At 63.7% G+C, this 26403-nt stretch carries 27 protein-coding genes; 19 read left to right on the top strand and 8 right to left on the bottom strand.

What is annotated here, in order from left to right:
• Positions 1-66: 66 nt before the first annotated feature.
• Positions 67-663 (top strand): hypothetical protein, encoded by a 597-nt coding sequence (locus O4220_RS05365; RefSeq protein WP_269602609.1) that lies wholly within the window; start codon positions 67-69, stop codon positions 661-663.
• 24 nt (positions 664-687) lie between these two features.
• On the opposite strand, the gene O4220_RS05360 is transcribed toward O4220_RS05365, so the two are convergent.
• Both O4220_RS05360 and O4220_RS05355 read right to left on the bottom strand, forming a co-directional pair.
• A complete protein-coding gene (locus O4220_RS05360; RefSeq protein WP_269602608.1) occupies positions 688-1215 on the bottom strand; it encodes a flavodoxin domain-containing protein in 528 nt (175 codons plus the stop codon).
• Between the two features lie 83 nt (positions 1216-1298).
• Positions 1299-2267: a universal stress protein gene (locus O4220_RS05355; protein WP_269602607.1), complete on the bottom strand. Its 969-nt coding sequence runs from the start codon at positions 2265-2267 to the stop codon at positions 1299-1301.
• Between the two features lie 196 nt (positions 2268-2463).
• On the opposite strand from O4220_RS05355, the gene O4220_RS05350 reads away from it, so the two are divergent.
• From O4220_RS05350 to O4220_RS05335, 4 genes are all read left to right on the top strand, one after another.
• Entirely contained in the window at positions 2464-3132 is a 669-nt protein-coding gene (locus tag O4220_RS05350; protein WP_269602606.1) for a response regulator, read from the top strand.
• Positions 3125-4831 (top strand): GAF domain-containing protein, encoded by a 1707-nt coding sequence (locus O4220_RS05345; protein ID WP_269602605.1) that lies wholly within the window; start codon positions 3125-3127, stop codon positions 4829-4831. The genes O4220_RS05350 and O4220_RS05345 overlap by 8 nt, the downstream gene beginning before the upstream one ends.
• 120 nt (positions 4832-4951) lie before the next feature.
• Positions 4952-5794: a universal stress protein gene (locus O4220_RS05340; protein ID WP_269602604.1), complete on the top strand. Its 843-nt coding sequence runs from the start codon at positions 4952-4954 to the stop codon at positions 5792-5794.
• On the top strand, positions 5791-6675 hold the full coding sequence (locus tag O4220_RS05335) for a universal stress protein (RefSeq protein ID WP_269602603.1): 885 nt from the start codon (positions 5791-5793) through the stop codon (positions 6673-6675). Before O4220_RS05340 ends, O4220_RS05335 begins: the two co-directional genes overlap by 4 nt.
• An 11-nt stretch (positions 6676-6686) precedes the next feature.
• Here O4220_RS05335 and O4220_RS05330 read toward each other — a convergent pair whose 3' ends face one another.
• Both O4220_RS05330 and O4220_RS05325 read right to left on the bottom strand, forming a co-directional pair.
• Entirely contained in the window at positions 6687-9077 is a 2391-nt protein-coding gene (locus O4220_RS05330) for a phosphoketolase (RefSeq protein WP_269602602.1), read from the bottom strand.
• On the bottom strand, positions 9074-9952 hold the full coding sequence (locus O4220_RS05325; protein ID WP_269602601.1) for a universal stress protein: 879 nt from the start codon (positions 9950-9952) through the stop codon (positions 9074-9076). Before O4220_RS05325 ends, O4220_RS05330 begins: the two co-directional genes overlap by 4 nt.
• A 191-nt stretch (positions 9953-10143) precedes the next feature.
• Here O4220_RS05325 and O4220_RS05320 point away from each other — a divergent pair, with 191 nt between their 5' ends.
• The gene (locus O4220_RS05320) at positions 10144-11451 is read left to right on the top strand and encodes an NAD(P)/FAD-dependent oxidoreductase (RefSeq protein WP_269602600.1); all 1308 of its coding nucleotides are present in this window, start codon (positions 10144-10146) and stop codon (positions 11449-11451) included.
• 93 nt (positions 11452-11544) lie between these two features.
• Here O4220_RS05320 and O4220_RS05315 read toward each other — a convergent pair whose 3' ends face one another.
• Entirely contained in the window at positions 11545-11940 is a 396-nt protein-coding gene (locus O4220_RS05315) for a hypothetical protein (protein ID WP_269602599.1), read from the bottom strand.
• Between the two features lie 80 nt (positions 11941-12020).
• Between O4220_RS05315 and O4220_RS05310 the strand changes: the two genes are divergently transcribed.
• The 3 genes from O4220_RS05310 to O4220_RS05300 all read left to right on the top strand — a co-directional run bounded on the left by O4220_RS05310 (position 12021) and on the right by O4220_RS05300 (position 14839).
• Positions 12021-13295 (top strand): hypothetical protein, encoded by a 1275-nt coding sequence (locus O4220_RS05310; protein WP_269602598.1) that lies wholly within the window; start codon positions 12021-12023, stop codon positions 13293-13295.
• Between the two features lie 177 nt (positions 13296-13472).
• A complete protein-coding gene (locus tag O4220_RS05305) occupies positions 13473-14438 on the top strand; it encodes an alpha/beta hydrolase (RefSeq protein WP_420030330.1) in 966 nt (321 codons plus the stop codon).
• A gap of 104 nt (positions 14439-14542) precedes the next feature.
• A complete protein-coding gene (locus O4220_RS05300) occupies positions 14543-14839 on the top strand; it encodes a hypothetical protein (protein ID WP_032376174.1) in 297 nt (98 codons plus the stop codon).
• Between the two features lie 51 nt (positions 14840-14890).
• On the opposite strand, the gene O4220_RS05295 is transcribed toward O4220_RS05300, so the two are convergent.
• Positions 14891-15481 carry a CsbD family protein gene (locus O4220_RS05295; protein ID WP_269602596.1) on the bottom strand — a complete coding sequence of 197 codons (591 nt, stop codon included), beginning with the start codon at positions 15479-15481 and terminating at the stop codon, positions 14891-14893.
• Positions 15482-15681: 200 nt separating this feature from the next.
• The gene (locus tag O4220_RS05290; RefSeq protein ID WP_269602595.1) at positions 15682-15843 is read right to left on the bottom strand and encodes a hypothetical protein; all 162 of its coding nucleotides are present in this window, start codon (positions 15841-15843) and stop codon (positions 15682-15684) included.
• A gap of 196 nt (positions 15844-16039) precedes the next feature.
• Between O4220_RS05290 and O4220_RS05285 the strand changes: the two genes are divergently transcribed.
• The 3 genes from O4220_RS05285 to O4220_RS05275 are packed head-to-tail and all read left to right on the top strand — an operon-like array spanning position 16040 to position 19091.
• The gene (locus O4220_RS05285) at positions 16040-17599 is read left to right on the top strand and encodes a flavin-containing monooxygenase (RefSeq protein ID WP_269602594.1); all 1560 of its coding nucleotides are present in this window, start codon (positions 16040-16042) and stop codon (positions 17597-17599) included.
• 17 nt (positions 17600-17616) lie between these two features.
• Complete coding sequence (locus O4220_RS05280) at positions 17617-18417, top strand: alpha/beta fold hydrolase (protein ID WP_269602975.1); 801 nt, start codon at positions 17617-17619, stop codon at positions 18415-18417.
• A complete protein-coding gene (locus tag O4220_RS05275) occupies positions 18414-19091 on the top strand; it encodes a TetR/AcrR family transcriptional regulator (protein WP_269602593.1) in 678 nt (225 codons plus the stop codon). The genes O4220_RS05280 and O4220_RS05275 overlap by 4 nt, the downstream gene beginning before the upstream one ends.
• A gap of 16 nt (positions 19092-19107) precedes the next feature.
• Here O4220_RS05275 and O4220_RS05270 read toward each other — a convergent pair whose 3' ends face one another.
• The gene (locus O4220_RS05270; protein ID WP_269602591.1) at positions 19108-20241 is read right to left on the bottom strand and encodes a ferredoxin--NADP reductase; all 1134 of its coding nucleotides are present in this window, start codon (positions 20239-20241) and stop codon (positions 19108-19110) included.
• A gap of 67 nt (positions 20242-20308) precedes the next feature.
• Between O4220_RS05270 and O4220_RS05265 the strand changes: the two genes are divergently transcribed.
• The 7 genes from O4220_RS05265 (at position 20309) to O4220_RS05235 (ending at position 26391) form a co-directional block, all read left to right on the top strand.
• The gene (locus O4220_RS05265) at positions 20309-21316 is read left to right on the top strand and encodes an alpha/beta hydrolase (RefSeq protein ID WP_269602589.1); all 1008 of its coding nucleotides are present in this window, start codon (positions 20309-20311) and stop codon (positions 21314-21316) included.
• Positions 21313-22191, top strand: a complete 879-nt coding sequence (locus tag O4220_RS05260; protein ID WP_269602588.1) for an SDR family NAD(P)-dependent oxidoreductase — start codon at positions 21313-21315, stop codon at positions 22189-22191. Before O4220_RS05265 ends, O4220_RS05260 begins: the two co-directional genes overlap by 4 nt.
• 1 nt (position 22192) lies before the next feature.
• Positions 22193-23113 carry a hypothetical protein gene (locus O4220_RS05255; RefSeq protein WP_027495608.1) on the top strand — a complete coding sequence of 307 codons (921 nt, stop codon included), beginning with the start codon at positions 22193-22195 and terminating at the stop codon, positions 23111-23113.
• Positions 23110-24633, top strand: coding sequence for a flavin-containing monooxygenase (locus tag O4220_RS05250; protein ID WP_269602585.1), 1524 nt, complete (start codon positions 23110-23112; stop codon positions 24631-24633). Before O4220_RS05255 ends, O4220_RS05250 begins: the two co-directional genes overlap by 4 nt.
• Positions 24634-24746: 113 nt before the next feature.
• Entirely contained in the window at positions 24747-25481 is a 735-nt protein-coding gene (locus O4220_RS05245) for a MerR family transcriptional regulator (RefSeq protein WP_269602584.1), read from the top strand.
• Positions 25482-25558: 77 nt separating this feature from the next.
• A complete protein-coding gene (locus O4220_RS05240) occupies positions 25559-25765 on the top strand; it encodes a hypothetical protein (RefSeq protein ID WP_032376182.1) in 207 nt (68 codons plus the stop codon).
• Positions 25766-25815: 50 nt separating this feature from the next.
• Positions 25816-26391 (top strand): YdcF family protein, encoded by a 576-nt coding sequence (locus O4220_RS05235; protein WP_420030314.1) that lies wholly within the window; start codon positions 25816-25818, stop codon positions 26389-26391.
• Positions 26392-26403 lie beyond the last annotated feature (12 nt).

Here is a 26403-nt window from a genome sequence, read left to right as displayed (position 1 = left end):
ATGGAAATCCATCGTGGCAGGTTTACGGAAGAATCGAATACGCGGCCGGTCCGCATGGGATTCTCGATGAAACTTCAGCCTCGACTGCTCACCGATCTGGCGCGATTGACCGCAGCGCTCGACAGCTCTACCGTCGACCTCGCTCGAATGGTGGAACGACTGACCTCCGATATCGACGCGGCCGTATCGGGCTTTCTCTCGCTGACTCTCACCGTGATCGTCGACGGCGAGTACTTCGAGGTCTCGGCGTCGACGGGCGGTAGCGTCGACCTCGCGCCCGCCTCGTGGCTGAAACTCACGCTCACCGACCCGCGCAGCACCGGTGCCGAGAAGCAACTGCTCATTGTGTCCGGCACGGCAGGCGCTCTCGTCGAGTTCGCGGCCGACGTGACCTGCTCACTCGGGCTTGGTGTCGACTCGGCCGTGCTCGACCGACCCCTGGGCGGTGGAAAAGCGGGGGCAACCGAGCCGGGCACTCATGCTCTCGCTGCCGTGAGTGACGTGAACCAGGCGATCGGAGTGCTCATCGCCGGTGGGCGCAGCGCAGCGGAAGGCCGTGCCGAACTGCAGCGCTTGGCCGTCCAATCCGGAACGCCGACAGCCGAAGTGGCGCGGCGAACCCTGCGTGATGCGCGAGGATGGTTTCCTCCGCGGGAATCCTGACCGGCGCGCGGCACGGCGGCCGCGCTAGTGGTGATGCTTCGAATCAGCGCCGGACGGCGAGACGGCCAAGGCTGCGCAGATGGTGCCGGCCCATTCGTCGACCTCGGCGCGTGACCTGTCGTCTCCGTCGCCGGCCTCGATCATCCGAACCACCACGCGCTCGAACCTCGACAATGTCGATCGGTCCAACTTGCCGCCGAAGATCTTGTGCTCGATCGCCCACGATGCCTCGCTCCACTTCGATCTCGTCTTGGGCTGCAGGCCGGCACCGATCGGACCACTCGAGAACAGCCACACAGGCCTGGTCTCGAGTTCGGCTTGCTCACGGGCAACCAGTGATCGGGCATCGCCGAGCCAACGGCCCATGTAGACACCGCTTCCGAGTACGACGGCGTCGTACTCGGCGATGCTGTCCACATCTGCTGCGTCACGGACATCGACCGTTGCCGACAGGTCTGTGTCCGCGAGTTTCGCGGTGAGCGACGAGCCCAGCCATTGCCCGAGTTCACGGGTGGAACCATGACGGCTCGCCGTCGCGATCAGGACGCGCATGGTGGCCTTTCTTTCTCGAGTTTCCAGGGACCGGTCACGTTCTGACACCACCCTGCCGTGCTGAAGCGTCGGACAACAGGGACTTAGGACCCAGACCGGTCGCCGAACTGCTCGACATGGCGAAAGCTTCCGTCGGGGAGTTCGGAGCCGGTGATTCGCGCGAGTCGGCGACCGGGCGACGGGACGACGGTGACCGGGCAATGCGCGCGGGCCAGCAACGACCGGCTGGTCGAGCCGAGCATCATCTCTCCGTAACCGCCGCGCCCGTGACTTCCGATGACGAGAAGTTGAGCGCCCTGTGCATGATCGAGGAGTGCCTGCACCGGCCGGTCCTTGACCACCACGGTTCGCACCGACACCGTCGGATGACGACGTGTGTGCGGCTCGAGCATCTGGGCCAGCTGACCGGCGGCAGCAGGGCGATTCTCCGGCCATTCCAATCCGCGAATCGGAAACCCGACCGACAGATCCGCGTCGGACCAGCTGTGCACCGCCGTGAGCGGAGCCGACCGCGCTGAGGCCTCCTCGAAGGCCAGCGCCACCGCGGCCGCGCTCGCCTTCGTTCCGTCCACGCCGACGACCACCGGGTGTGTCGCGTCCACGCCGTCGCCCGACCAGCCACGCACGACCGTGACGGCGCATCGAGCATGGGTGGTGACGGCAAAACCGATGGACCCGAGTGATCGTTGTTCGGCCCCGCCGATGCCCCGGGTGGCGATGACCACCATGCGGGCGGTAGCCGACAGTTCCAGAAGCGTGGCAACTGCGGGGTTTTCGGACGAGACGGTGTTCACTTCGATTGCACCGGCCGTCGCGCTCTCGCGCACCACGAGTACCCGGGCCTCGTCGAGAATCGTCCTGATCTCCGATCGCGATTGCTCCACAACGGGTTCGGGAAGAACGCCCATCCCCGTCAGCGCTCTCGGTAACGACCTCGCCGAGACGAGAATCAGATCGGACAGGTGCAAGTGTGCGTCGAGAACTGCCCAGCGCACCGCATCCAATGCCGCAGCTGAGCCGTCGACTCCGACGACGGTCGGTAGTGAACCCATCGTGTGACCTCCTCGGTCGTGGTGTCGGAACATTCATCAGACGCCGCGCACGGACCCAGGCGCGGCAGGACAACAACACCGACACGAAGGACTTCGGTCACCTGTTTCGGTGACGAAAGGTCACGCTGTACGCACCCGTGACCCGTAGGCTCGGAAGTCGAGGCGCCCAGTGTGGACGCAGGTGAGGTGTGTCGACGTGGTCACGGTGTTCCTGGTGGACGATCACGAGATCGTGCGGCGCGGTCTGATCGACCTCATCGACTCCGATCCCGACCTCGAGGTCATCGGCGAGGCAGGCAGCTGTGCGCAGGCGCTGGCTCGTATCCCGGCCCTGCAACCCGATGTCGCGGTGCTCGACGTGCGACTGCCCGACGGCAACGGCATCGAACTGTGCCGCGAACTTCTCGATCGGCTGCCGAACCTGAAGACCATGATGCTCACCTCGTTCACCGAGGATCAGGCCATGCTCGACGCGATCCTTGCGGGCGCGAGTGGCTATGTCGTCAAGGACATCACCGGCATGGAACTGACCCGAGCTATCAAGGACGTCGGTTCCGGTCGGTCGCTGCTCGACAATCGTGCGGCTGCGGCGTTGATGGACAAACTGCGGTCCGGGACGGCGACCCCCGGACCGATCGACCACCTGACCAGTCAGGAGCGCACGCTGCTGGATCTACTGGGAGAAGGCCTGACCAACAGGCAGATCGCCGCCCGAATGTTCCTGGCGGAGAAGACGGTCAAGAACTACGTCTCCCGGTTGCTCGCCAAGCTCGGGATGGAGCGTCGTACTCAAGCTGCGGTGTACGCGTCGAAGCTCGCCGACACCGCTCCGGCAGCCGGACAGCCGGGGTCGCGGGATGGATGATCGTCATGGCAATTTCGGATCGTCGTTGCCCCAACTGCGACTCGGTGAATTGTTGGCCGAGGTGCAAGACCGCATCGGCCGAATCGCCGATGCCAGAGTCCAAGCCGACGGTCTGCTCGACGCCATGCTCGTTATCACCTCCGGTCTCGATCTGGAAGTGACCTTGCGGTCGATCGTGGAATCGGCTGTCGAACTCGTCGACGCTCGATACGGCGCACTCGGTGTACGGGGCGAAGGCCACGGGTTGAGTGCGTTCATCAACCACGGTATGGACGAGGACACCCGCGTCGCGATCGGCCCGCTCCCCACCGGCCGTGGGGTGCTGGGACTGCTCGTCGACCGGCCGAACGTGTTGCGCCTGGAAGATCTCAGTGCGCACCCGGAGTCGGTGGGATTCCCGCCGAACCATCCTCCGATGAAAACCTTTCTCGGCGTGCCGATTCGGGTTCGTGACGAGATATTCGGCAATCTCTACCTCACCGAGAAGAAGGACGGCAAGCAGTTCACCGAGGACGACGAGGTCGTCACCAAGGCGTTGGCGTCCGCCGCCGGCATCGCCATCGAGAATTCCCGGCTGTACGAGGACTCACGCACACGCCAGGCATGGATGGAAGCAACTCGGGACATCGGCACCGAACTCCTCGCCGGGACCGATCTCGACGAGGTGTTGCAGATGGTGTCTCGAAAGGCCTTGCACCTGACCGGTTCCGATGCAGCGTTCATTGCGGTTCCCGAGGACACCGACCAACCGTTCGAGGATGTCACCGAACTCGTCGTGACGGTCAGCGAAGGAGTCGGAGCGGATCGAATGGTGGGTGCTGTCATTCCGATCGAGGGGTCGAGCACGGGAGTGGCGTTTCGACGCAGAACAGCATTGAGAAAGGGACGCCTCGAATACGAGGTGAGCGGTGTGGACGCCGTCTTCGGTCCCGCACTGATTTCACCGTTTCGCGTGTCCGACGGAGTCAGCGGCGTTCTGGTGGTGCTCCGCAAGGAAGGCAATGGTCTGTTCGACGATACCCAGCTCGACATGGTCTCGAACTTCGCGAACCAGGCCGCGTTGGTGATGCAGATGGCCGACGCCACCCGTCGGATGCACGAACTCGAAGTGCTGTCCGACCGGGATCGCATCGCCCGCGACCTGCACGACCACGTGATTCAACGAATCTTCGCTGCCGGCTTGGCGTTGCAGAGCACCTTGCAGCGCACCGAATCCGAGGACATCAGGCAGCGATTGTCGCGAACGATCGACGATCTGCAGGACACTGTGCAGGACATCCGAACGACGATCTTCGACCTGCAGAGCACATCCCACTCGGCAACACGATTGCGCCAACGCGTCAACAGCGCGGTACTCGAACTCACCGAGAACGTCGATATCCGTGCCGTCGTGCGGATGTTCGGACCACTGTCGGTCGTCGACACCAAGCTCGCTGATCATGCCGTTGCCGTCGTCCGTGAGACGGTGAGCAACGTGGTCCATCATGCGCACTGCGACACGGTGACCGTCACCCTGTCGGTGGGAGACGACATGCAGATCATCGTGTCGGACAACGGCATCGGAATGCCCGAGGACACCACCTCGAGTGGGCTGTCCAACCTCGCGGCGCGGGCCGTCGAATGCGGTGGATCGATGACGATAGGCCCAGGGGCTTCGGGCAGCGGCACCGAAGTGACCTGGTCGGTGCCGCTGCCCTGACGGGTGCAGCCGTTCGTCACCTCTTTCGATGACCTCCGACCGCTGCATCGAGTGGGTATGCGCTCGTAGCGTTCTCGATGAAGGTGCAGAACTTGTCGTCGCACCACCGAGAGGAACCCGATGAACATCGCACACACCACCGGACCCGTTGTGGTCGGAATCGACGGATCGACGGCTGCACTCGATGCAGTGCGCTTCGCCGTCCGCGAGGCTCGCGGTCGCGGAACATCAGTGCGCTTGGTGCACGTGATCCAACCCCATCTGCAGCGCGAAACGGTGTACGGAGCACCCGATGTAGACGGTGACTACGCCCGCATCGTTTTGGACCGTGCCGCGATCGTGGCGAAGACCAGTGATCCGACCGTCATCGTCGAGGCTATCGTTCTGCAGGGCCGACCGGAGACGGTGATGCTGTCCGAAGCGGCATCGGCATGCCTGACGGTGTTGGGTACGACTACCGAAAACCACCTTGCTGCATGGGTTCTCGGATCCGTGGTGCATACGGTGGTCGAATGCTCTGCCCGTCCCGTGGCGATCGTCCGTACCTTCGACTCCGAACGGGCCGGCGCAGTAGTCGCCGCGTTGGGAGACGTGGAAGTCTCGGCGACAGATGTCGTCGTGGCACAGGCATTTCAGGAGGCGGCGATGCGCGGGGCCAGTGTGCTCGCCGTACACGCCGAGGCAATCACATCGATTCTGGTGAGCGCCATCAGCGGTCCACTCGACCATCTACACCCTGAATCGGCAATGGACGTCCGGTTGGAACCGTTCGGTGCGGACTACCCGTCGGTGCGCGTGGCGTCGGTCTACGCCGAAGCAGACTCGGGATCGGAGTTGATCGCGGTGTCCGACACCGCACAGCTGCTGGTGCTCGGCCACGAGCGCGATCGCGTGCCAGGAAGTACGTTGACCACCGTCCTGCGGCACGCCGAGTGCCCCGTCCTCGTCGTCCCGCACGCATGAGCACCGTCGGCTCGAAAGCGATCGTCGTCGGTGTCGACGGCTCGAGTTCGTCACTCGATGCGGTCGGCTGGGCTGCACGTGCGGCAGAGCTGCGCGGGGCACCGTTGAAGCTGGTGTCCGCGTATCAGGTCACAGCGCTGTACACGAGTTTCGTCGCACTCCCGTCCCACATCGGCTCCGAGGAGCATGCAGCCGCCGAGTCGATTCTGATGTCGGCGTCGCTGGTTGCCCGGCGATCGGTCGAGGATCCGGAGGGGCTGAAGATCACGATCGAAACGCTGGTCGGACCGACGATCCAGTCCATGCTCGATGAGTCCTCGACCGCCTCGATGATGGTGGTCGGTTCGCGCGGTAACGGCGAGTACTTCGCCGAACTGCTCGGCTCGGTGAGCACCGCAGTGGCCGTGCAAGCACATTGCCCGGTGGTCATCGTGCCGGGAAGCGTGGAGGTGCATTCGTCGCGCGGACCGGTCGTTCTCGGAGTCGACGTGTCGGCGCACAATCAGAAGGCTGTCCGGTTGGCCTTCGAGGAAGCCTCGCTTCGAGGTACCGGACTGCTTGCAGTGCACGTGTCGACGGACGAACCGATCTCGTCGCCCGACGCGTCCGCCGCGGACAGGGCCGACGCGATCGTCTCCAACGGCCGAACCGTGCTGGCCGAGAGTCTGTCCGGCTGGAGCGAGCAGTATCCCGACGTGGCGGTGGAACGAACAGTGTTGCGCGGCAACGTGGCCGAGAAGATACTCGAGGTGGCATCGCGCGCACAGGCCGTCGTCGTCGGTTCGAGCGGACGCGGTGGATTCAGCGGTCTACTGCTCGGCTCCACCGTCCGATCACTGGCCCACCGCGTCGACTGTCCGTTGATCGTCGCCCGCGGATAGCCGCCGATCCGTCACGACCACCGCCACTGCCGAATCTCGGGGAGATCCTCGAAATGTTCTCGAATGTAGGCATCGTGCCGGGTCAGTTGGTTGTCGCAGAACTGCCGGAGTTGCTGCGCGCCCTCGGGTGGGTTCGTCGCGCGGTCCAGAGCTTCGAGCGCCAGGTGGTACCGACTGATCTTGTTGAGTACCACCATGTCGAACGGCGTTGTCGTGGTGCCCTGTTCGATGAAACCCCGAACGTGGAATCGCTGCGCGTTCGGACGTCCGTGCAGCAACTGGTGCACGGCCCGCGGGTAGCCGTGAAACGCGAAAACCACATCGACCGCACCGGTGAACAGATCGGCGAACTGCTCGTCGGAGAACCCGTGTGGATGATCGACGACGGGCAGCAGTGCCATGAGGTCGATGACGTTGACCACGCGAACCCGTAGCCCGGGTGTCCACGTACGCAGCAGGTCGGCGGCCGCGAGAGTTTCCTCGGTCGGCACGTCCCCGGCACATGCCAGGACTATCTCGGGATCGGCTGATGCATCGGCATTCTCGGTACCGGCCCAGTCCCACCGTGACGCGCCCGCCGCTGCATGGGCCCGTGCCTCGGGAAGCGTCAGATACTGGGGATGGCTCTGCTTGTCCACCACCAACACGTTGACGTGACCTCGGCTGCGGAAGCAGTGGTCGGCCACCGCGAGCAGCGTGTTCGAGTCCGGCGGAAGCCATACGCGAACCACCTCGGAGGCCAAGGGGATCACCGCGTCGATCAGGCCCGGACCCTGGTGGCTGAACCCGTTGTGATCGTTGCGCCAACACGTGCTGGTGAGCAGAACGTTCAACGACGCGACAGGCGCCCGCCACGCGAGCGTCGCCGCATGCTGCAGCCACTTGGTTTGCTGAATCAGCATCGACACACTCACCATGGCGAACGCTTCGTAGCTCGCGAACAATCCGTGCCGTCCCGACAACAGGTAAGCCTCCAGCCAGCCCTCGCACAGATGCTCGCTCAGGACCTCCATGACTCGGCCGTCCGGACCGAGATTGTCGTCGAACTCGGTGGTCGGCAGCTGCCAGCATCGGTCGGTGGCATCGAACACGGCCTGCAGGCGGTTGCTCGCAGTCTCGTCGGGACAGAACAGGCGGAAGTTTCCGCCGCCGTGCGGGAGTGTGTTGTCGAGGTAGATGTCGCGCATCATTGCCCCGAGCACAGTGGTCGTCTCGTGGGACGTGCGCCCCGGAGACTCGACGGTGAGCGCGTAGTTCTCGAGCTCTCGAATGACCAAGGGCTGCAACAGGAGGCCGCCGTTGGCATGGGGAGTGGCTCCGAGGCGTTCGTCTCCCGTGGGAGTGAGTTCGCGAATGGACGCCGCCGGTGCACCGTTCTCGTCGAAGAGGGATCTGGGATCGTACGAGAGCAGCCACTTCTCGAGCTGCGCCAGATGCGACGGATTCTCACGAACACCGGACAGCGGCACCTGGTGAGCCCAGTGGGTTCCCTCGATCAGCTTGCCGTCGACCTCGTGGGGCCCGGTCCAACCCTTCGGGGTGCACAGCACGATCGCGGGCCATTCGATGCCGTGGTGTGGTTCGCCGCCGCGAGCCGCATGCTGAATTCTGCGGATCGCGTCGTGGGCGCGAGTGAGAGCGAATCCCAAGGCCGGGAACACCTCTCGCGGGTCGTCGCCTTCGACGAAGATCGGTGCCCAGCCTTGACCACCGAGATAGTCGGCAATCGACTGGTCGGTGCTGCGCCCGAGCACGGTCGGGCCGGAGATCTTGGCGTCGTTGAGATGCAGGATCGGCAACACTGCGCCGTCGCGAATCGGATTGAGAAAGGCCGGGATCTTCCACGAGCCTGACAGCGGACCGGTTTCGGCCTCGCCGTCACCGACGACGCAGGCGACCACCAGATCCGGGTTGTCGAAAGCCGCACCCGCGGCGTGGATCAGGGCATAGCCCAGTTCGCCGCCCTCGTGGATGCTGCCGGGGGTCTGCACGCTCACATGGCTCGGAATGCCTCCAGGAGTGGAGAATTGCCGACACAGACGCCGCAGGCCGTCGTGGTCGAGTGAGATATCCGGATAGATCTCGGTGTACGTACCTTCCAAGTACGTGTTCGCGACCAATGCCGGGCCACCGTGGCCGGGACCGGTGACGTAGAGCCAATCCGAACCGGTTCGGCAAATCAGACGATTGATCAGCGTGTAGATCATCGACAGCCCGGGACTGGTGCCCCAATGCCCGAGCAGCCGCGGCTTGATATCTGCAATCTCGAGGGGGCGTTGCAGCAATACGTTGTCCTGCAGATAGATCTGGGCGACCGTCAGATAGTTCGCAGCGGCCCAGTAGCGTAGATCTGCGTCGAGTTCATCTGAGGCGTAGGTGGTTTCGGTAGTGGACGCGGTCATCGGTTCGTGGGAACGACGACGACGGGAACATCGACCGAATGCAGCACCGCGCGCGAGGTCGATCCGAGCAGCATCGAGGCGAAGCCGCCCCGGCCACGGCTACCGACCACGATCAGCTGCGCATTCTCGGACGCCCGGACCAGCTCGCGAACCGGTCTGTCTCGAACCACCACCCGGTGGATGGTGACGTCGGGGTAGTCCACCGACCACCCGGCCAGGCTTTCGGCCAGTGATGTCTTCTCGGCGAGTTCGGAATCGGCCCATGGCCCCTCCTCGTCGCGCGTCAGAACACTGCCGAGCTCGAGATCGCTCCAGGCGTGCACGGCAACGAGGTCGACGCCTCGCATCGACGCTTCCCGCACGGCGAATCCGATGGCGGGCTGGCTGTTGGACGTGCAATCCACTCCCACCACGACCGGGCCGTCGCTGACGATGTTCGACTTGATCACTGCAACAGGGCATGTGGCGTGCGACACGACAGCGGTACTGACGGACCCGATCAATCCGCCCGTGAACTCACCGAGGCCCCGTGAACCGACGACGATCAGCGCCGGCGCGACGTCGAAGTGCGTCAGATTGCGCGCAGCCGAGCCATGCTCGAGACGAGTGTCGAGTATCAGCGAATTGCCTGCCGCGGTCTTGTGCGCAACGTCGACCGCAGCGGTCAACACCCGCTTGGCCTCGACATCCGGATCTGCGAAGGCCCCGATACGGAGGCTGATGGCATCGCCGTAAGTTCCGGGCGCGAACAGTGACGACGTGACCAACTCGAGCGGGGCGTGGCGTCGTACGGCCTCGCGTGTTGCCCAGCGGACCGCGTCCAGCGATGTCGCAGATCCGTCGACTCCGACGACGACTCGGCTCGATGCATTCATGATGTGTTCCCGTCCGTTGACTTCTCGTGTGCCGATACGCCTCGAGCATGGCTGGATCGGACCCATCGCAGACAGAGGCGGAAGTCCCTCCGATGGCAGCGGAAGTCCCTGCCTTCGGCGGGCGTGGCCTCGAGTACGCTCGACACTCGGGGAATCCATCTCCGCAGGTCGGTTCGAGGGAGAACGTTCAGATGGCACGTCCACGGGTTTTGGTGCTCGGCGGCGGATTCGGCGGACTTCACGCTGCGCGACGTCTGCGTAACGAGGACGTCGATGTCACCGTGCTCGAGCGCGGTACCTCCCACGTCTTTCAGCCGTTGCTCTACCAGTGCGCCACCGGACTGGTGTCCGAGGGCTCGATCGCCAGTCCGCTACGACACCTGCTCCGCAAACAGAAGAACGTCTATGTGGCACTGGGCGAAGCGACGTCCGTGACCGCAGTCGGCGACGGCGGAGTGGTGACGGCCAGTCGATTCGACGGGTCGACCTTCGAGCTGCCCTACGACTACCTCGTCGTCGCGGTCGGAATGCAGCAGGCCTATCACGGACACGACGAATACGTGCAGTGGGCACCGGGCATGAAGACCCTCGACGACGCCCTCGCAATTCGGCGAAAGTTGATCTCCGCCTTCGAGATGGCAGAATCCCTCCCCACCGCCGAGGAGCGTCGGCCGTGGCTCACGTTCGCCGTCGCCGGGGGAGGCCCGACGGGCGTCGAACTTGCCGGCCAGATACGGGAACTTGCCACCAGGGCGCTGGCGAAGGAGTTCGATTCGATCCACCCGTCCGAAGCTCGGGTGCTCCTCTTTCACGGCGGCGACCGCGTACTCGAATCGTTCCCCGACTCGCTGACGAAAAAGGCGCAGCGAACCCTGGACACCGTCGGTGTGGAAACACATCTCGGGGTTCACGTCACCGATGTCACGGCCACCGACGTCGAAGTGACGGCCAAGGCCGAACCGAAGACGGTCACTCGCTACGACACTCACACGGTGCTGTGGACCGCAGGCGTCGAAGCTGTTCCGTTCGTGAAGAAACTCGCCGACGCGATGGGCGTGGAGCAGGATCGATCGGGACGCATCGCTGTGGAGCCCGACCTGTCGATCCCGGGACACCGCAACGTCTTCGTCGTCGGAGACATCATGTCGCTGAACAAGCTCGCCGGAGTGGCAGAAGTGGCGATGCAAGGCGGTAAGGCTGCGGGCGCGGCAATCGCATCCGACGTATCCGGTTCTGCGCGTTCGGATTTCAAGTATCGAGACCTCGGAACCGCGGCCTACATCGCGCGCGGACATGCGCTGGTGCAGGCCGGCCCGCTGAAGATGTCGGGATTCCTGGGCTGGGTGTCGTGGGGCGTCATCCACATCGCGTTCCTGGCCGGCAACCGCAATCGCGTCGGGACGCTGATCAACTGGGCCGCAACCCTGGCCACCGGAACCAGACGTGAACGCGCCATCACCTACGGCGACCCGGCAACGGCGCGCAAGCCGTACAACTGACCTGAGCGTCCACTATTTTCACCCTCACACGGAATCCCGCTTTCGAGGGCGAATAGTGGACGCTCAGATCAGTTGCTGCCAGTGTCGCTCGGGTCAGCCGATGCCGGGGATGAATCCTGGATAGACGAAGTGCCTGGGACCGCCGCCGGGGAGCAGCTGGCCCGTCGAACCCGGGTAGTTCATGTTCAGCGGAATCAGCTTGTGTGGGTTGCCGTTCGAGTCGGCTTGCCAGCATTCGAGCAGCACCCCGTGGAATCCGGTGCACACGATGCGGGTGCTGTTTCCGTACGGGGACGTCAATCGGTTCTTGCTGACGAACGGATTCCAGTAGTCCGGATCCTGAGGCGTGAGGAATCCGGTGACGTCCTGCGGAGCCGTCGGGCTCGGATACGACGGCGGAGTCGGCCACTCGTCGGCGTTGGCGGTACCCATTCCGAGGGCGGCGGCACCTGCAATGACGCAAGCAACAACGGCTGTGCGACGAAACATCTCGATCGACTCCTTCGCGGGGCGGGCACCCAATAGACCACAGATACGTGCATCGAGAAAGCACCTCTACATTGACAATCATGACTGCGATGGATCGTGTCTGGCCCGTATCGGCCACAACAAGTGGCGGATTCGTGGCCGGTTTTTCGATTCGCGAGTCCCTCGGCCACGACTCGTCCCACATCGAGTCGACAGGGTACTGGTACGCGGCATTCGTCACCCCGCAGTGGGCAGGAACGATCGCCGTCATGTCGGCCGTGATCGCGCTGGCCGTTCTGCACTCTCGACGCTCCCGGATCTCGACCGTGGTGACGATCGTGCTCGGTTCGGTGATCGTCGCGCTGCCGTCGTTCGCGCCGATCGCCGCCAATCAAGCGGTCACCACCAACGCGATCGGCGCAGGTGTTCTGGTGGGGGTGTGCGGGCACATCGCGGCAGGGAGACGGATCCCGGCCGCTGGTCTCGCCGTCGGACTGCTGTGTTCGATGCAGTTCTACTACGCGATCTCGGCTCTACGCGCACCGCGTGAAGGAAGGTGGATGGAGAGCCTGGGGCCGATGTACGTGGAATCCACCGTCCCCCTGCTCGTTCTTGTCGTCCTGACGTTGCTGCTGGCCGTCGCTGCTCGACGGACACCACTGCACGATTTCGAGGGGTCGGACGCCGTGGCCGTCCTCGTGCTCGCGTTCGCCTGCCTGGTTGTCTACACCTACTCGGGCAATACGACGTCGACGGTAGGAATGTGGATCTTCGCCGTCTCGATCGTCGTCTTCCTGGCCTACGGAACAGCACGCAGCCTCGACGGTCGAGACGGTCGATACCTGCTGTCCGGGTTGGCGATTGCAGCGTCGGGCGTGAGTGCCCTGGGATGGTCCGACGCGTCCTGGTGGGTGTTTGCGCTCGCCGTGGTGCTGTTCGTCGCGTCAGTGTGGTTGGGCTTGCGGCGCGCCTCGTCGACGGTAGCGCTCGGGATGCTGGCCGCAGTGACTGCGACCGGTCTGATTCCGGCCGGCGACGATGCGGTCAATATCGTTGGAACGGTTGCCTATTGTGCGCTCTACCCCGTCGCCCTCGGTCTGATCGTGGGGTCGATGCAACCGTCGCGCACGGTGGCGTCGACCATCACGCCGCTGGTTCCGTTCGCGGTGACGTTGTTCTCGGTGTCGGCTCCGGTACCGCCGCGCGTATTCGGTTGGTCGGACGGGACACCCGACGATTACGTGCGGCCCATCGTCTGGTTGTACTCGCCGCTACCGGTCGGCGTGGTGGTCGCGGTGCTCGTTGTCGTGGGTTGCCTCGTCGCCGTCCGACACCGCGAGCATCACGATCGAGTCTCGGATTCGTCCGGTCCATAACGCTTGTGCCGTTTGCTCGAGGTAACGTCACCTCATCTTCGGCCGATGTAGAAACTCGACCGGTGTAACTCGACGAAAAGGTGAAACAGCGTGCCACGATCTCGACGACACGGCTTCCGGCGAATCGGTTCGGCTACGGCCGTCGCTCTCGCAGTGGCGATTCTTCCGACCGCGCTGATGACGCCCGTCGCGTCCGCGGACGAGCTGCCCGCCGCGACGACCCAGTCGAGCAACGGATCCCGCATCGAGTCGGTGAACACCCTCGACAACCGCCAGGTTCAGTTGCAGGTGTTCTCCGCGTCGATGAACCGCACCATTCCCGTCACGGTGCAGCGGCCTGCCGACGAGAGTGTGTCGCGTCCGGTGCTGTACCTGCTCAACGGTGCAGGCGGCGGCGAGGATGCCGCTTCGTGGCAGTCACAGACCGACGCCGAGGCTTTCTTCTCGGACAAGAACGCGTACATCGTGACCCCGCAGAAGGGCAAGTGGTCGTACTACACCGACTGGCTGCAGGACGATCCGAAGCTCGGCAGCAACAAGTGGAGCACCTTCCTCGGTGAGGAACTTCCCCCACTGATCGACGCGCAGTTCGACACCAACGGTCGCCAGTCGCTTGCTGCGCTGTCCATGACGGGTACCTCGGTCCTCAACATCGCGATCAAGTACCCGGGCAAGTTCACCGGCGTCGCGGCATACAGTGGCTGCGCACAGACGTCGGACCCGATCGGACAGCAGTTCGTCAAGCTCGTCGTCGAGACGTACGGCGGCGGCAACGTCGAGAACATGTGGGGACCGCTCGACGGGCCGGTGTGGCGCGAGAACGACCCACTGCTCAACGCAGAGAAGCTCCGCGGCACGCAGATCTACATGAGCACCGGCAGCGGACTGCCCGGCATTCCGAACGACACCTACGCCAACCCGCGCTTGGACAACGACCCGGCGACTCTCGCCAACCAGGTCATCGTCGGTGGCGGTATCGAGGTGGCCACCAACTTCTGCACGTCCAACCTGGCGAAGCGTCTGGACCAGCTCGGAATTCCGGCAACCGTCGACTTCCGTCCGGTGGGCAATCACTCCTGGGGCTACTGGCAGGACGACCTGCACAAGTCCTGGCCGTTCCTGGCGGGATCGCTCGGCATCTGATCCTCGTAGAGCAGGACAACGGCCCCTCGCACATCATGTGCGAGGGGCCGTAGTTCGTTTCCGGGCGTGTGGATCGTGGCGGTAATCGAACGTATGATCGAACGATGGCACGGCGCGCACAACCTCGACCGGCGTCCGCCGTGCGCCCCTTCAAGTTGCTCCGACCACCACTGAAGGTGTGGATCGACCTGAACATCCTCTACCCACTACCGCCACACCACGCGTCGAAGTTCAACCCCGAAGGATTCGATGTTCGACGCGTGGTGCCCGGCGATCTGGTCGAATGGTCCATCACCGTCGACGGCGACTGGCTGGGCCGAGTCACGTACGAGCTGATGTCACGCGACCGCAGTGAAACCGTCACGCATTGGGTGCCCAGCCGGGCGCTCAAGCCGCTCTAGTGACGCGAAAAGCCCCGCCTCGAACGAGGCGGGGCTTGTACGCAATTACCTTCAGAAGCTGTGCTTACGTGCCTTCTTGGCAAGCTTGCGGGTGGTGCGCTTCGACGGAACGAACAGGTGCGCGGCGCTGCGGCGACGGTTGCGACGACGGATCAGTACGAACGCGACGGCACCCGCTGTGGCTGCGATGGCGGCGATGACCGGAGTGCCGACCTTCGCGGCCTGGGCGACATCGTCGCTGTCGATGTTGCGAACCGTGTTCTTCACGTCGTCGGCGACGGCGGAGGCCTTGTCGGCTGCCTTGTCGGCGACCTGGGACGCCTTCTCCTTCACGTCGTCGACATCGACGTTCTGAACCTTGTCCTTGACGGTGTTCTTGACATCTTCTGCCACGTCGGCGGCTTTGTCTGCCGCATCGGAGGCTGCGTGCTTGGCTTCCTTGGCGGCGTCGGCTGCGGTGTCGGCAACGTTCTCGGCTGCGTCGGACACGGAGTCTGCAGCCTGGTGGGTGTTGGCCTTGGCCTGATCCGTTGCACCCTCGGCGCGGAGGCTGTCGTCACCGGTGGCCTCGCCGACCTTCTCCTTCGCAGTCCCGGCCAGTTCTTCTGCCTTGTGCTGAGCCTTGTCGATGAAGTCGGCCATCGGTGCGTACCTCTTTCGTGTCGGTGATCTCCGGCAAACCCGGAGCTGGGGCGTCGCGGACGACGCCGATAGGTATGAGTCGAAATCGACGCTCCGAAACATACGTCCGACGGGGCGTGTTTCGGGTCACTATCGGCGGGCAGAATCGAGGCCGACTTCGCTTCCCCTGCTCGTGGGCATCCCAGGTGGCCGACGGACGTCTATGTCTTCGAGCGGAGCCAGCGCGTTCGGCGGGGCGCGCGCGCTGTTCCCGACGTGTAGGCCATCGAGACCGAACGTCGGTCGAAGTCCAAGCCGGAACCGCGCGAGGTGAGCAAGATCAGGGCGATGACTCCTGCGGCCCCGACCACCACGGGAGTCATCGGGTACTGGTTCCGAGCGCGATGGCGGTGCGTCCGCGGTTGGGCATGTGGTTCATGGCAGTTCCTGTCTTCGGGTTGTCGTGAACAGTGCCATTGACATAGCCATCCGTCAATGGCACATTGTGTGATGTAGGTCGCGGTTGTCTGCTCGATCGGTCGAATCGCGAAGGTGCTCGGGGAGACAGCGAGGCGTGACGTGACGGCAAGTCCGGGTCGATGGCCAGAGGTCGACGGTTCGACCGAAAATTTCGAGGACGTTCTCATCATCGGTGCCGGCATATCGGGCGTCGGCGCGGCGTATCGACTGCAGGAGATGGCACCGGAGCTGAGCTATGCGATCCTCGAAGGTCGTGAGCGACCAGGCGGAACCTGGGATCTGTTCCGGTACCCCGGAATACGTTCGGACAGCGATATTTTCACCTTTTCTTTCCCGCACACGCCTTGGCGGGGAGACACGCTGCTCGCTCATGGTGAGGACATCCGCAACTACATCGCCGATACCGTCTACGGAAACGGAATCGACGAACACACACACTTCTCGACTTCGGTCAGGTCAGCGAACTGGGATTCGTCGACGGATCTGTGGACTGTCGAGACGGTGTCGGACGGCGTTCCGAAGACCTACCGCAGCCGTTTCGTATTCCTGTGCACCGGCTATTTCGACTACTCGGGTGGGTACACCCCCGACTTTCCCGGGGTGGACGAGTTCACCGGCCGGGTGGTGCACCCGCAGCAGTGGCCCGAGGATCTCGACCACTCCGGCAAACGGGTCGTCGTGATCGGGAGTGGCGCAACCGCAATCACATTGGTGCCGACACTTGCGGCCGACGCCGCGTCGGTGACGATGCTGCAGCGTTCGCCGACCTATATCGCATCACTACCTATGACCGATCCGTTCACCACGATCACTCAGCGCGTGCTACCGGACGCTCTTGCGCACAGTGCGCTGCGGTGGCGCAATGCGCTGTTGATGGTCGGCTCGTATCAACTGTGTCGACGCGCGCCGAAAACTGCCCGCAGGGTCTTCCGCGCGATGACGAAGGCTCAGCTGCCGCAGGGGTACGACGTCGACAAGCACTTCAACCCGACCTACGCCCCGTGGGATCAGCGTCTGTGCGTGGTGCCGGACGGTGATCTCTTCAAGGCCATCCGCTCCGGTCGCGCGACCGTGGTGACCGACCGAATCGCCAGGGTGACCGCCGACGGCATCCTGCTGGAATCGGGCGACGAAATCCCCGCCGACATCATCGTCACCGCAACGGGCTTGAACCTGCAGGCATTCGGCGGCATCGAGCTCTCGCTGGACGGAAAGCCGTTCGAGGCGCACGACAAGTTCGTCTACAAGGGCCACATGCTCGAAGACGTGCCCAACGTCGCCTGGTGCATCGGCTACACGAATGCATCGTGGACGCTCAAGGCCGACATGACGGCCCAGGCAGTGGCAAAACTGCTCGTGTACATGCGCTCTCACGGCTACACCCATGCGATCCCGGACCGGCAGGGCAAGGCTGTCGACTCCCGTCCGGTCGTCGATCTGGCCGCCGGTTACGTCACGCGGTCTCTGAACGAGCTACCGAAATCGGGGACCGAACGCCCGTGGTCGGTGCGCCAGAACTATATTCTGGACAGAATCGACGCACGTTTCGACGATCTGACGGAATCGATGACGTTCGGCCGAGCGACGAACACGGGTGTTGTGGGATCGCATGTCACGAACGTCCGCAGCATCCGGCCGAGAAAGATTGGTATGCAGTGACTTCGGACATCGATGGACTGACCCTGGCTCACACGATCCGGGGTGAGGGCCCCACGTTGGTACTCATTCACGGCATCGTGCACCGGCAACATGCATGGGACAGCGTCGTCGACACATTGGCACGGCACCGGCGAGTGGTGACGGTGGATCTGCCCGGCCACGGCGATTCACCGGAGCTCCCCACCGAAGAGTTCGACCTCGGGCCGTGGATCGTGGCCGAACTGGAGCGGTTCCTCGAGTACGTGGCGGTGGATGGAGAGAAGCCGCACGTGGCCGGGAATTCGTTGGGCGGATACTTCGCACTCGAACTCGCCGCCCGCGGGTCGGTTGCCTCGGCCACCGCACTCTCGCCGGCCGGCTTCTTCCGCGGCCGCTGGGATCAGACGCGGGCGCTGCTGGTGTTTCGTCTGCTGCGGGCCCTGTCGCGAGTCATCAATCCGATCGCGCCCACAATCATGCGTTCGGTGGTCGGACGCACGATCGCCAACGGCGTGTTCTATGCCAAGCCGTGGCGAGTTCCCGCGGCGACGGCCACGATCGACGCACTCAGCATCACCACCAACCGCGCGATCGACGCAGCCGGAAATGCAGTGCCGCGCTTCAGTATTCCGGTCGATGAGACCGTTCCCGTCACCGTAGCCTGGGGCCGTCGTGACTTGGTTCTGCCGGTGTATCAGGCACCCCTGGTTCGTCGAACCTTTCCGCAGGCCGACGTGACGACCTACCCGGGGCTCGGGCACGTCCCGATGTCGGACGATCCCGAGCTGGTGGCGTCGATTCTGCTGAGGGGATCACGAGCGGTACCCCAGACGGCATGAGCACGGCGGTCAAGGTCGACGGGCGAAGCGACCGGTGGCGCGATCACAGAATCACCCGGCGACGTGAACTGCTCGATCGAACGCTGGCAGCGATTCGTGAGCATGGCCACGACGTGGGCATGGATGCCATCGCCGCAGCGAACGGCGTCTCGAAAACCGTTCTGTACAAACACTTCGCGGACAAGAAGGGTCTCGCCGACGCTGCGATGGCTCGATACGTCGAGACCGCGCTGGTGCCGCGGATCCGGGACGCGATCTCCGAAGATCTCGACGAATATCACCTCACCCGCGCAGTGATCGCTGCCTACGTCACGACGGTCGCCACCGATCCCGATATCTACATCTACGTCCACGCCAACAATGCCGTTGGCGGTAACCAGGACATCGTCACCGCGGCGGAGGAACTGATCGCAGACTTGCTGGGGACCGTCATCGCCGACAGATTTCGAGAGCGCGAGTTCTCGACGGCCGGCTCGATACCCATCGCCTTCGCCATGATCGGTGCGGTCAGGTTGGCATCACACTGGTGGATCTTCGAACGAACCATGACGGCCGACGAACTCGTCGACTACCTCACCATGATGGTCTGGGGCGGAATTGCGGGCATAGCGCGCGCGGCGGGATCCGCAGCAACGTTCACGTCGAAACCCCACTCGTTGACGCTCGAGGGCTGAGCGTCCCCCTCCGGCATCAGCGGTCGAACACCGCTCGAACCGTCGTCGAATCGGGCACGGACTGGCAGGCCAATCGGACGCCGTGCTTCAGTTCGTGCTCATCGAGAGTCTCGTTCGCGAGCATCGTCACGGTGCCTTCGGTGAGCGTGTAGGCACACCCGCCGCAGGTTCCTTCGCGGCACACGTACGGCGGATCGAGACCGAGCTCGAGGAGCCGGTCGAGCAGCTTCGTGTCCGCGTTCCAGGTGAACTCGGTGTCGATTCCGTCGATCTCGACCTGAGCGGTGACGGAATTCGTATCCGTCTCGTGAGGCAACGCGGTGTCGGCGGTCCGAAACGGATTGGAGTCGAAGGAGGAGAACACCTCTCGATGAGTTCGGCGCGCCGTCGTGCCGGTGCGGGTGAGCCACTCCTCGGCGACGTTCATGTACTGCGGAGGGCCGCACAAGAAGGCTTCGCATTCGGCCGGAACCGTTGCACCCATCGATGCCAGTCCGGCAGCGGTGGGTAGACCCGAGTCCGACGCGTACCAGTGGTGCACCTCGAGACGATCGGGAAAACGAGACTGTAATTCGGTCAGTTGCTCCCCGAAGATCACCGAGTCGCGGTTCTGGTTGGCGTAGAGGAGGGTGATCCGATTGTCGTGCCGGAACAGGGCGGTTTTGATGATCGACATGATCGGGGTGATCCCGCTGCCGGCGGCCATGAGGACAAAGTCCACGTCCCAGCTCTCGGGTCCGAACATGCCCGACGGCTTCAGGGCCTTCAGTCGCATACCGCGAACGGCATTGTCGTGCAACCAGTGTGATGCACGACCGCCCTGGATTCGCTTCACGGTCACCGTGGGAAGTGCGTCACGGGCCGGGGAACTGGAGAAGGAGTAGCAACGGGCGACCGAGCCGCCGTCGGTGCATGGGATCTCCAGGGTGAGAAATTGCCCCGGCTCGTACCGAAACTGGGCTTCGCGGTGCTCGGGGACCGCGAAACCGAGAGAGACAGCGTCGTCGATTTCGTAGGTCACCTCGGCGATCTCCAACTCGAAGATCCTGTCCTCGGGACCGGCGGCAGACGTATCGGGGTCCGCCGATGGTGCGCTCCTGAACATCGTCACGTGTACTCGCTCCTCTGCGCTCATGGTGCTGGTCGTCACTGTTACACACTCTGCCACTAATTAATAGGCCATTGACAAATGGCGAATAGCGGGTGACAGTGATGACGTGACCTCGACCACCAACGACGACCACCTGCCGTACGGCGCATTCAGCGCCGGCTCCCGGCGAACTCGTCTCGCTGCCTTGATGACTCGGCTGATTCTGCGTCCGGTGACGAACCTGCTGCCGACCTCCCGCGGCGGCATCGAGTTCTCCCGACGCCTCGTCGCCACCTCGATGAACCTGTGCGGTCCGGTCCCGAAGGGAACGGCAGTGGACCTCGTGGCCGAAGGCCCGGTGCGCGGTGAGTGGGTGCGAGCACCCGGCCTGTCGACGGGGCCACGCGTGATTCTCTACATCCACGGCAGTGCATACGTCATCTGCTCGGCGCGGACGCATCGTGGTCTGGCCGCACGATTGTCCAGGTCCACGAGCCTGCCGGTGTTCACGGTCGACTACCGGCTCGCCCCGGAACACCCGTTTCCCGCCGCAGCCGACGACCTCGAAGCCGCGTACCGCTGGCTACTGGGCCAGGGGTACGACGCAGCGAACATCGTCATCGCCGGGGACTCCGCCGGCGGACACCTGGCTGCCGACCTGATCATCGAGAACGACCGAACCGGGACCCCGCAACCGGGAGCGATGGTGCTGTTCTCGCCGTTGATCGATCTCGACTTCGAGCTCTCGGCGCGGATGGAGCGCACGCGCAAGGATCCGATGATTTCGGCGAAGGCAGCGCGAGGACTCGTGGCGCTGTACACCGACGGCCACGATGTGAATCTCCCGCGTCTGCGGCTCGATCTCGCACTGGTCCGCGACCTGCCACCCACCCTCATCCAGGTGGGCGGAGCCGAGATGCTCCGGGGCGACGCGCGGCACCTGCACTCCATGATCGAGGCGGCCGGCGGACAGAGCGAACTCGAAATCTGGCCCGATCAGATGCACGTGTTCCAGGCTCTCCCGAGGTTGATACCCGAGGCCGAGCATGCACTCGAGCATGCAGCCGAGTTCATCGACCGTGCGCTCGAAACCACTGTTGTACAACACGAGCCGAAGGAACAGGTAAGTCGATGAGAAGCAAGAACGGGAAACCCTCGTACGGGTCGAGAGCGGTAGTGACCGGCGCCGGCAGTGGCATCGGCCGGGCGTTCGCACTCGAACTGGCTCGACGTGGAGGAGCCGTCATGTGCGCCGACATCTCGTTGCCGCGAGCGCAGGAGACCGTCGCGATGGTGAACGCTCTCGGCGGCACCGGATACGCCGTCGAGTGCGATGTGTCGGTACGCGAGAACGTCGAGGAACTGGCGCTGCGTGCCGGCATCGAATTCGACGGACCCACTACGGTGCTCATCAACAACGCAGGCGTCGGAATCGGCGGAAAGCCCGTCGGCAACATCGGTTTCGAAGACTGGAACTGGGCCCTGGGAATCAACCTCTGGGGCGTGATCCACGGCTGCGAGGTGTTCACGCCTGCTCTTCGAGCCGCCGGTGAGGGCGGAATCATCAACGTCGCGTCCGCCGCCGGCTTTGCCGCTGCGCCGCTGATGGGTCCGTACAACGTCGGCAAGGCTGCAGTGATGAGCCTGTCGGAAACGATGGCGGCGGAATTTTCGGGTACCGGTGTGCGGGTGTCGGTCCTGTGTCCCACGTTCGTCAAGACCAACGTCGCCGTCGACGGCCGGATCACCGCGAGTTCGTCCCGACTGGCCGAGTTCGCGATGCGCTGGACCGGACGGTCGCCCGACAAGATCGCTGCCCGAACGCTCGATGCCTTCGACCGGGGCCGGCTCTACGTCGTGCCCCAGTTCGACGCCAAAGCCGTCTGGCGATTCAAGAGACTGCTGCCGGCGGTGTATGTGCGCTTTCTCGGATTGCTCAATCGTGTGATGCCCGCCGAGCAGCAGCAGGCGAAGAACGAATCCCTCACCTCGACAACAACAGGAGCCTGACATGGCAATGGATTTCGAAGACATGTTGACCAAGATCAAGGACCGTCAGTGGGCATTGGCGGACATCGATTGGGACGGCCCTGGAGCCGAGACCATCAGCCCCGAACTGCACGCCAAGCTCAAGCCCTTCATGTCCGATCTGATGTGGATCGAGAACGTGGGCGCTCGCGGCTTCGCGGCGATGGCGCTCAAGGCTCCGAACGAGACGCTGGCAGAGATCTATCGCTACTTCCACGCGGAAGAGCAGAAGCACGCCAACGCCGAGCTCGCGCTCATGCGGCGTTGGGGCATGCTCGACGGTGACCAGATGCCCGAGCCGAACGTCAACGTCAAGCTCGTCATCGACTGGCTGGACAAGCATTCCGACGGGCTGTCTCTGACCGTGCTGGGCACCGTCATACCGATGCTCGAGGTGGCGCTGGACGGCGCGCTGGTGAAGTTCATCATGGACGAGATCGACGATCCGGTGTGTCAGGCCGTGTTCAAGAAGATCAACTCCGACGAATCTCGCCATCTGGCGGTCGATTTCGCGGTCATCGAATTGCTCGGGCATTCCCGGATGCGCAAGCTCGTGGTCGAGACCATCGGTGCTTGGATGAACCCGGCCCTCATCGTCGGATTGCTGCGATACATCCCCCTGCTGAACAAGATGCGCGACAACATCGTCGAGATGGGTGTCGACGAGGAGCGGCTCTACACCGCGATGAAGCGATTCCGCAGTGTGGGGGAGCGTAGCCCCGAGGCGCTCCGCGTGCCGATGTATCGATTTGTGCAGTGGCACAGCAGCATCGTCATCAACCGCAAACATCCATACCACCGCCTTGCAGACGGTCTGGTGAAGCTCACTCGCCGGTACCCGACCAAGACTCTCAATTCCGAGCCCACCTGGGCCAAGGAACTGACCTACGAGCCCGTCGCATGAGCGAGTTCGATGTGCGCGAAGGTGTACTCGACGCCGTGATCGTCGGTGCGGGATTCGCTGGAATCGGTACCGCTATTCGACTGCGCAACAGTGGAATCGAGAACTTCGCCATCCTCGAACGCGGCAGCGCCGTCGGCGGAACCTGGCGCGACAATACTTACCCGGGCGCAGCCTGCGACATACCGTCGCGGTTGTATTCGTACAGTTTCGCGCCCAATCCCAACTGGTCGCACACCTACTCCGGTAGCGGTGAGATTCTCGACTACATCCACACGATGGTGGGTGAGTTCGACATAGAATCGCGTATTCGATTCGGACACAACGTCGTCGACATCATTTGGAACGAGGCGGCCGGGCATTGGCACGTGAGCATCGACGGGCGTGCCGATGTTCGGGCGCGCACGGTGGTGATGGCGTCGGGTCCACTTGCCAATGCGAGCCTGCCGAACATTCGCGGCATCGACACCTACGAGGGGCACAAGATCCACAGTGCTCGGTGGGATCACGACTACGACTTCGAGGGTAAGAAGATCGCGGTCGTGGGAACCGGGGCGAGCGCGGTGCAGATCGTTCCCGAACTGGTGAAGATCGCCGATACGGTCAAGGTATTCCAACGCACGCCGGGTTGGACGCTGCCCAGAATCAATCGAAAGGTGCAGGCAGGCACCAAGCGTCGATACGCCCGGTACCCGCAGACGCAGACCCTGGCGCGTTCGCTGTGGTTCTGGGGGCACGAGTCCGTTGCCCTCGGTGTCGTGTGGAAGACCCCGTTGACGCGTATCGTCGAGCTGGTCGGACGCGCGCATCTGCGTCAGCAGGTTCGCGATCCGTGGCTGCGGCGACAGCTGACACCCCGGTTCCGGGCCGGCTGCAAGCGGCTGCTGATGACCAGCGACTACTACCCGGCCCTGCAGAAGCCCAACTGCACGTTGGTGACGTGGCCGATCGCGACGCTCTCGCCCAAGGGCATTCGAACCGTGGAAGGCATCGAGCATCAGTTCGACGCCATCGTCTTCGCTACCGGGTTCGACGTGTCCAACACCGGGACCCCCATTCCGATCACCGGACGCGACAGCCGCGTGCTGGCCGACGAATGGAGCGCAGGGGCCAAGGCGTACAAAAGCATTGCAGTATCGGGGTATCCGAACATGTACTTCACTTTCGGTCCCAACTCGGGGCCTGGACACAGCTCTGCACTGGTGTACATGGAGGCGCAGATCGACTACATAGTCGAGGCGATCTCTCTGGTACTCGACGGAGATCTGCACAGCGCCGATGTGCGCCAGGACGTCCAGGATGCCTACAACGAGGATATGCAGCGCAAACTGGCCAAGACAACCTGGAATTCCGGTTGCAGCAGTTGGTATCTCACTGAGGACGGCTTCAACGCCACCATGTTCCCGGGTTTCGCCACCCAGTACGTCAACCAACTCCGAGGTGTCGAACAGGGCGACTTCACCATGGTCCCGCGCCGCGTCGACCTGCCGCGGGAACCGGCCCGGGCCGTCGCCCACTCCTGAATCGCATCGACAGCATGCTTGTCGATGCGATGACGTTCGGATTCGGATCTTCCTTCCGCCGCGTGGTCGACGTATATCCTGAGGGTCGACGCGCGGCGGAGGTAGGGAGCTCGGTGGAATATCGAATCGACGACTTGGCTCGAGAGGCCAAGACGACCACTCGCAACGTGCGGGCGTATCAGGAACGCGGACTGCTGCCGCCGCCCACCCTCCGAGGACGAGTCGGTATCTACGGTGACGATCACCTGACGCGGTTGAAGGTCATCGACTCGCTGCTCCAGCGGGGTTTCACCTCGGCGCACATCGCCGACTTCCTCTCGGGCTGGGAGCAGGGCAAGGACCTGGAAGAAATCCTGGGCCTGCAGGAAATCGTGACTCGCAAGTGGTCGTCGGCCGAGACCACGATCATTCCCGTCGACTTGATCGCTCAATTTCTCGGCGAGGACAACGACAACATCGTTGCCCGACTGATCGAGGCGAAGCTGATCAGGATCGACGGGGATCAGGCCGAGATCCTCGACCCCACCCTCCTCGAGGTGTTCGTCGATCTGAGCCAGTACGGTTTTACCCTCGAACAACTACTCGACCAGCACGAGCGGACTGCCTCGAAGATGAACGCCATTGCGGAGTCGATGGTGCGGAGCGTGACCGACCACCTGGCCGCGAAATACGGGCCGGGTTGGCTCCCCAAGTCGGGGGAGGTGGCCGAGACGACCGAGATGTTCGAGAAGATGCGCAGCCTGGCGATGAAATCTGCGCAGGCAGAACTGGCTCGCGCCCTGGATCGTGTTCAGGAACAAGCGCTGGGCGACTATCTGTCACAGACGCTGTCCAAGCAGAAAGAGTGAATGGTTTGAAGACTGCGACAATCGGACATACCTGGCTCCCGACAGCCGAACGGCGGCTGACCGCCTAAGGGGGCACCATGAGGTTCGTAACGTTGATCGTTCTCGTCTGGCTGATCATCGGCGCATTCGCGTCGTACCAGCGTGGAGATTTCGAGAGCGCACCCGACAACTGCGCAGGCGCGGGCACCATCGCCCTGACCGTTGTCGCGGGACCGCTCAACTACTTCGGGGTCAACCCCGAGGTCACCGATTGCAACGTGACCGTCCCGCAGCCGAGTGAGTGATTCGAGTCTCTGACCGCGCGCACACGGAGCACCTTCCCTAACCTGGTGAGGTGTTCCGTGGCCGCTTGTCGATGCTTCTCGCCTTCGCGATCCCGGTTGTCCTGGTATCGCTGGTGGGCGTCGGCGGATACGTCGCGTTCACCAAAGCCCGCGTCGATCCGCTGACCACCGCCGATGCCATCGTGGTACTCGGCGGCGAGCACGACGGCCGCGAGGCCTACGGCATTTCTCTTGCCCAGCAGGGTCTGGCGAAGACGGTGGTGCTCTCGGACCCGTACGGATCCGCCGACCCGACCATGAAGAAGGCCTGCGCGGCATCCACGACCGAGTTCGAGGTGCTGTGCATTCCGCCGACTCCGTCGACCACGCGCGGAGAAGCGATGTTCACCGAGGAGCTTGCCCGCGAGCGCGGGTGGAACCACGTCATCGTCGTCACGTGGCGCTACCACCTGCCCCGCGCCCGGTACATCTTCGACCAGTGCTTCGACGGCACCGTCACGATGCGTCCGACGCCACGCGCCTACGACTTCTCCCTCGTCGAGTGGGAGTTCACGTACCTCTACCAAATTGCAGGATTCGTCAAGGCCGGTGTGCAGGGGTCGTGCCAGGACGCGGCGAGCGACTGACCCCGGGGGGGC

It is taken from the genome of Rhodococcus ruber (assembly GCF_027270735.1).
Taxonomy (GTDB): Bacteria; Actinomycetota; Actinomycetes; order Mycobacteriales; family Mycobacteriaceae; genus Rhodococcoides; species Rhodococcoides rubrum_A.
The sequence above is the reverse complement of the archived record's forward strand: the minus strand, read 5'-3'. Positions and strand labels throughout refer to the sequence as shown.

Coding starts and splice junctions, on each gene's coding strand:
- O4220_RS05240 (WP_032376182.1), top strand. CDS start 25,559: ATGAGGTTCGTAACGTTGATCGTTCTCGTCTGGCTGATCATCGGCGCA.
- O4220_RS05330 (WP_269602602.1), bottom strand. CDS start 9,077: ATGACCGCGTCCACTACCGAAACCACCTACGCCTCAGATGAACTCGAC.
- O4220_RS05305 (WP_420030330.1), top strand. CDS start 13,473: ATGACGCCCGTCGCGTCCGCGGACGAGCTGCCCGCCGCGACGACCCAG.
- O4220_RS05320 (WP_269602600.1), top strand. CDS start 10,144: ATGGCACGTCCACGGGTTTTGGTGCTCGGCGGCGGATTCGGCGGACTT.
- O4220_RS05300 (WP_032376174.1), top strand. CDS start 14,543: ATGGCACGGCGCGCACAACCTCGACCGGCGTCCGCCGTGCGCCCCTTC.
- O4220_RS05295 (WP_269602596.1), bottom strand. CDS start 15,481: ATGGCCGACTTCATCGACAAGGCTCAGCACAAGGCAGAAGAACTGGCC.
- O4220_RS05275 (WP_269602593.1), top strand. CDS start 18,414: ATGAGCACGGCGGTCAAGGTCGACGGGCGAAGCGACCGGTGGCGCGAT.
- O4220_RS05365 (WP_269602609.1), top strand. CDS start 67: ATGAAACTTCAGCCTCGACTGCTCACCGATCTGGCGCGATTGACCGCA.
- O4220_RS05290 (WP_269602595.1), bottom strand. CDS start 15,843: ATGACTCCCGTGGTGGTCGGGGCCGCAGGAGTCATCGCCCTGATCTTG.
- O4220_RS05255 (WP_027495608.1), top strand. CDS start 22,193: ATGGCAATGGATTTCGAAGACATGTTGACCAAGATCAAGGACCGTCAG.
- O4220_RS05355 (WP_269602607.1), bottom strand. CDS start 2,267: ATGGGTTCACTACCGACCGTCGTCGGAGTCGACGGCTCAGCTGCGGCA.
- O4220_RS05310 (WP_269602598.1), top strand. CDS start 12,021: ATGACTGCGATGGATCGTGTCTGGCCCGTATCGGCCACAACAAGTGGC.
- O4220_RS05250 (WP_269602585.1), top strand. CDS start 23,110: ATGAGCGAGTTCGATGTGCGCGAAGGTGTACTCGACGCCGTGATCGTC.
- O4220_RS05325 (WP_269602601.1), bottom strand. CDS start 9,952: ATGAATGCATCGAGCCGAGTCGTCGTCGGAGTCGACGGATCTGCGACA.
- O4220_RS05360 (WP_269602608.1), bottom strand. CDS start 1,215: ATGCGCGTCCTGATCGCGACGGCGAGCCGTCATGGTTCCACCCGTGAA.
- O4220_RS05345 (WP_269602605.1), top strand. CDS start 3,125: ATGGATGATCGTCATGGCAATTTCGGATCGTCGTTGCCCCAACTGCGA.
- O4220_RS05315 (WP_269602599.1), bottom strand. CDS start 11,940: ATGTTTCGTCGCACAGCCGTTGTTGCTTGCGTCATTGCAGGTGCCGCC.
- O4220_RS05260 (WP_269602588.1), top strand. CDS start 21,313: ATGAGAAGCAAGAACGGGAAACCCTCGTACGGGTCGAGAGCGGTAGTG.
- O4220_RS05340 (WP_269602604.1), top strand. CDS start 4,952: ATGAACATCGCACACACCACCGGACCCGTTGTGGTCGGAATCGACGGA.
- O4220_RS05335 (WP_269602603.1), top strand. CDS start 5,791: ATGAGCACCGTCGGCTCGAAAGCGATCGTCGTCGGTGTCGACGGCTCG.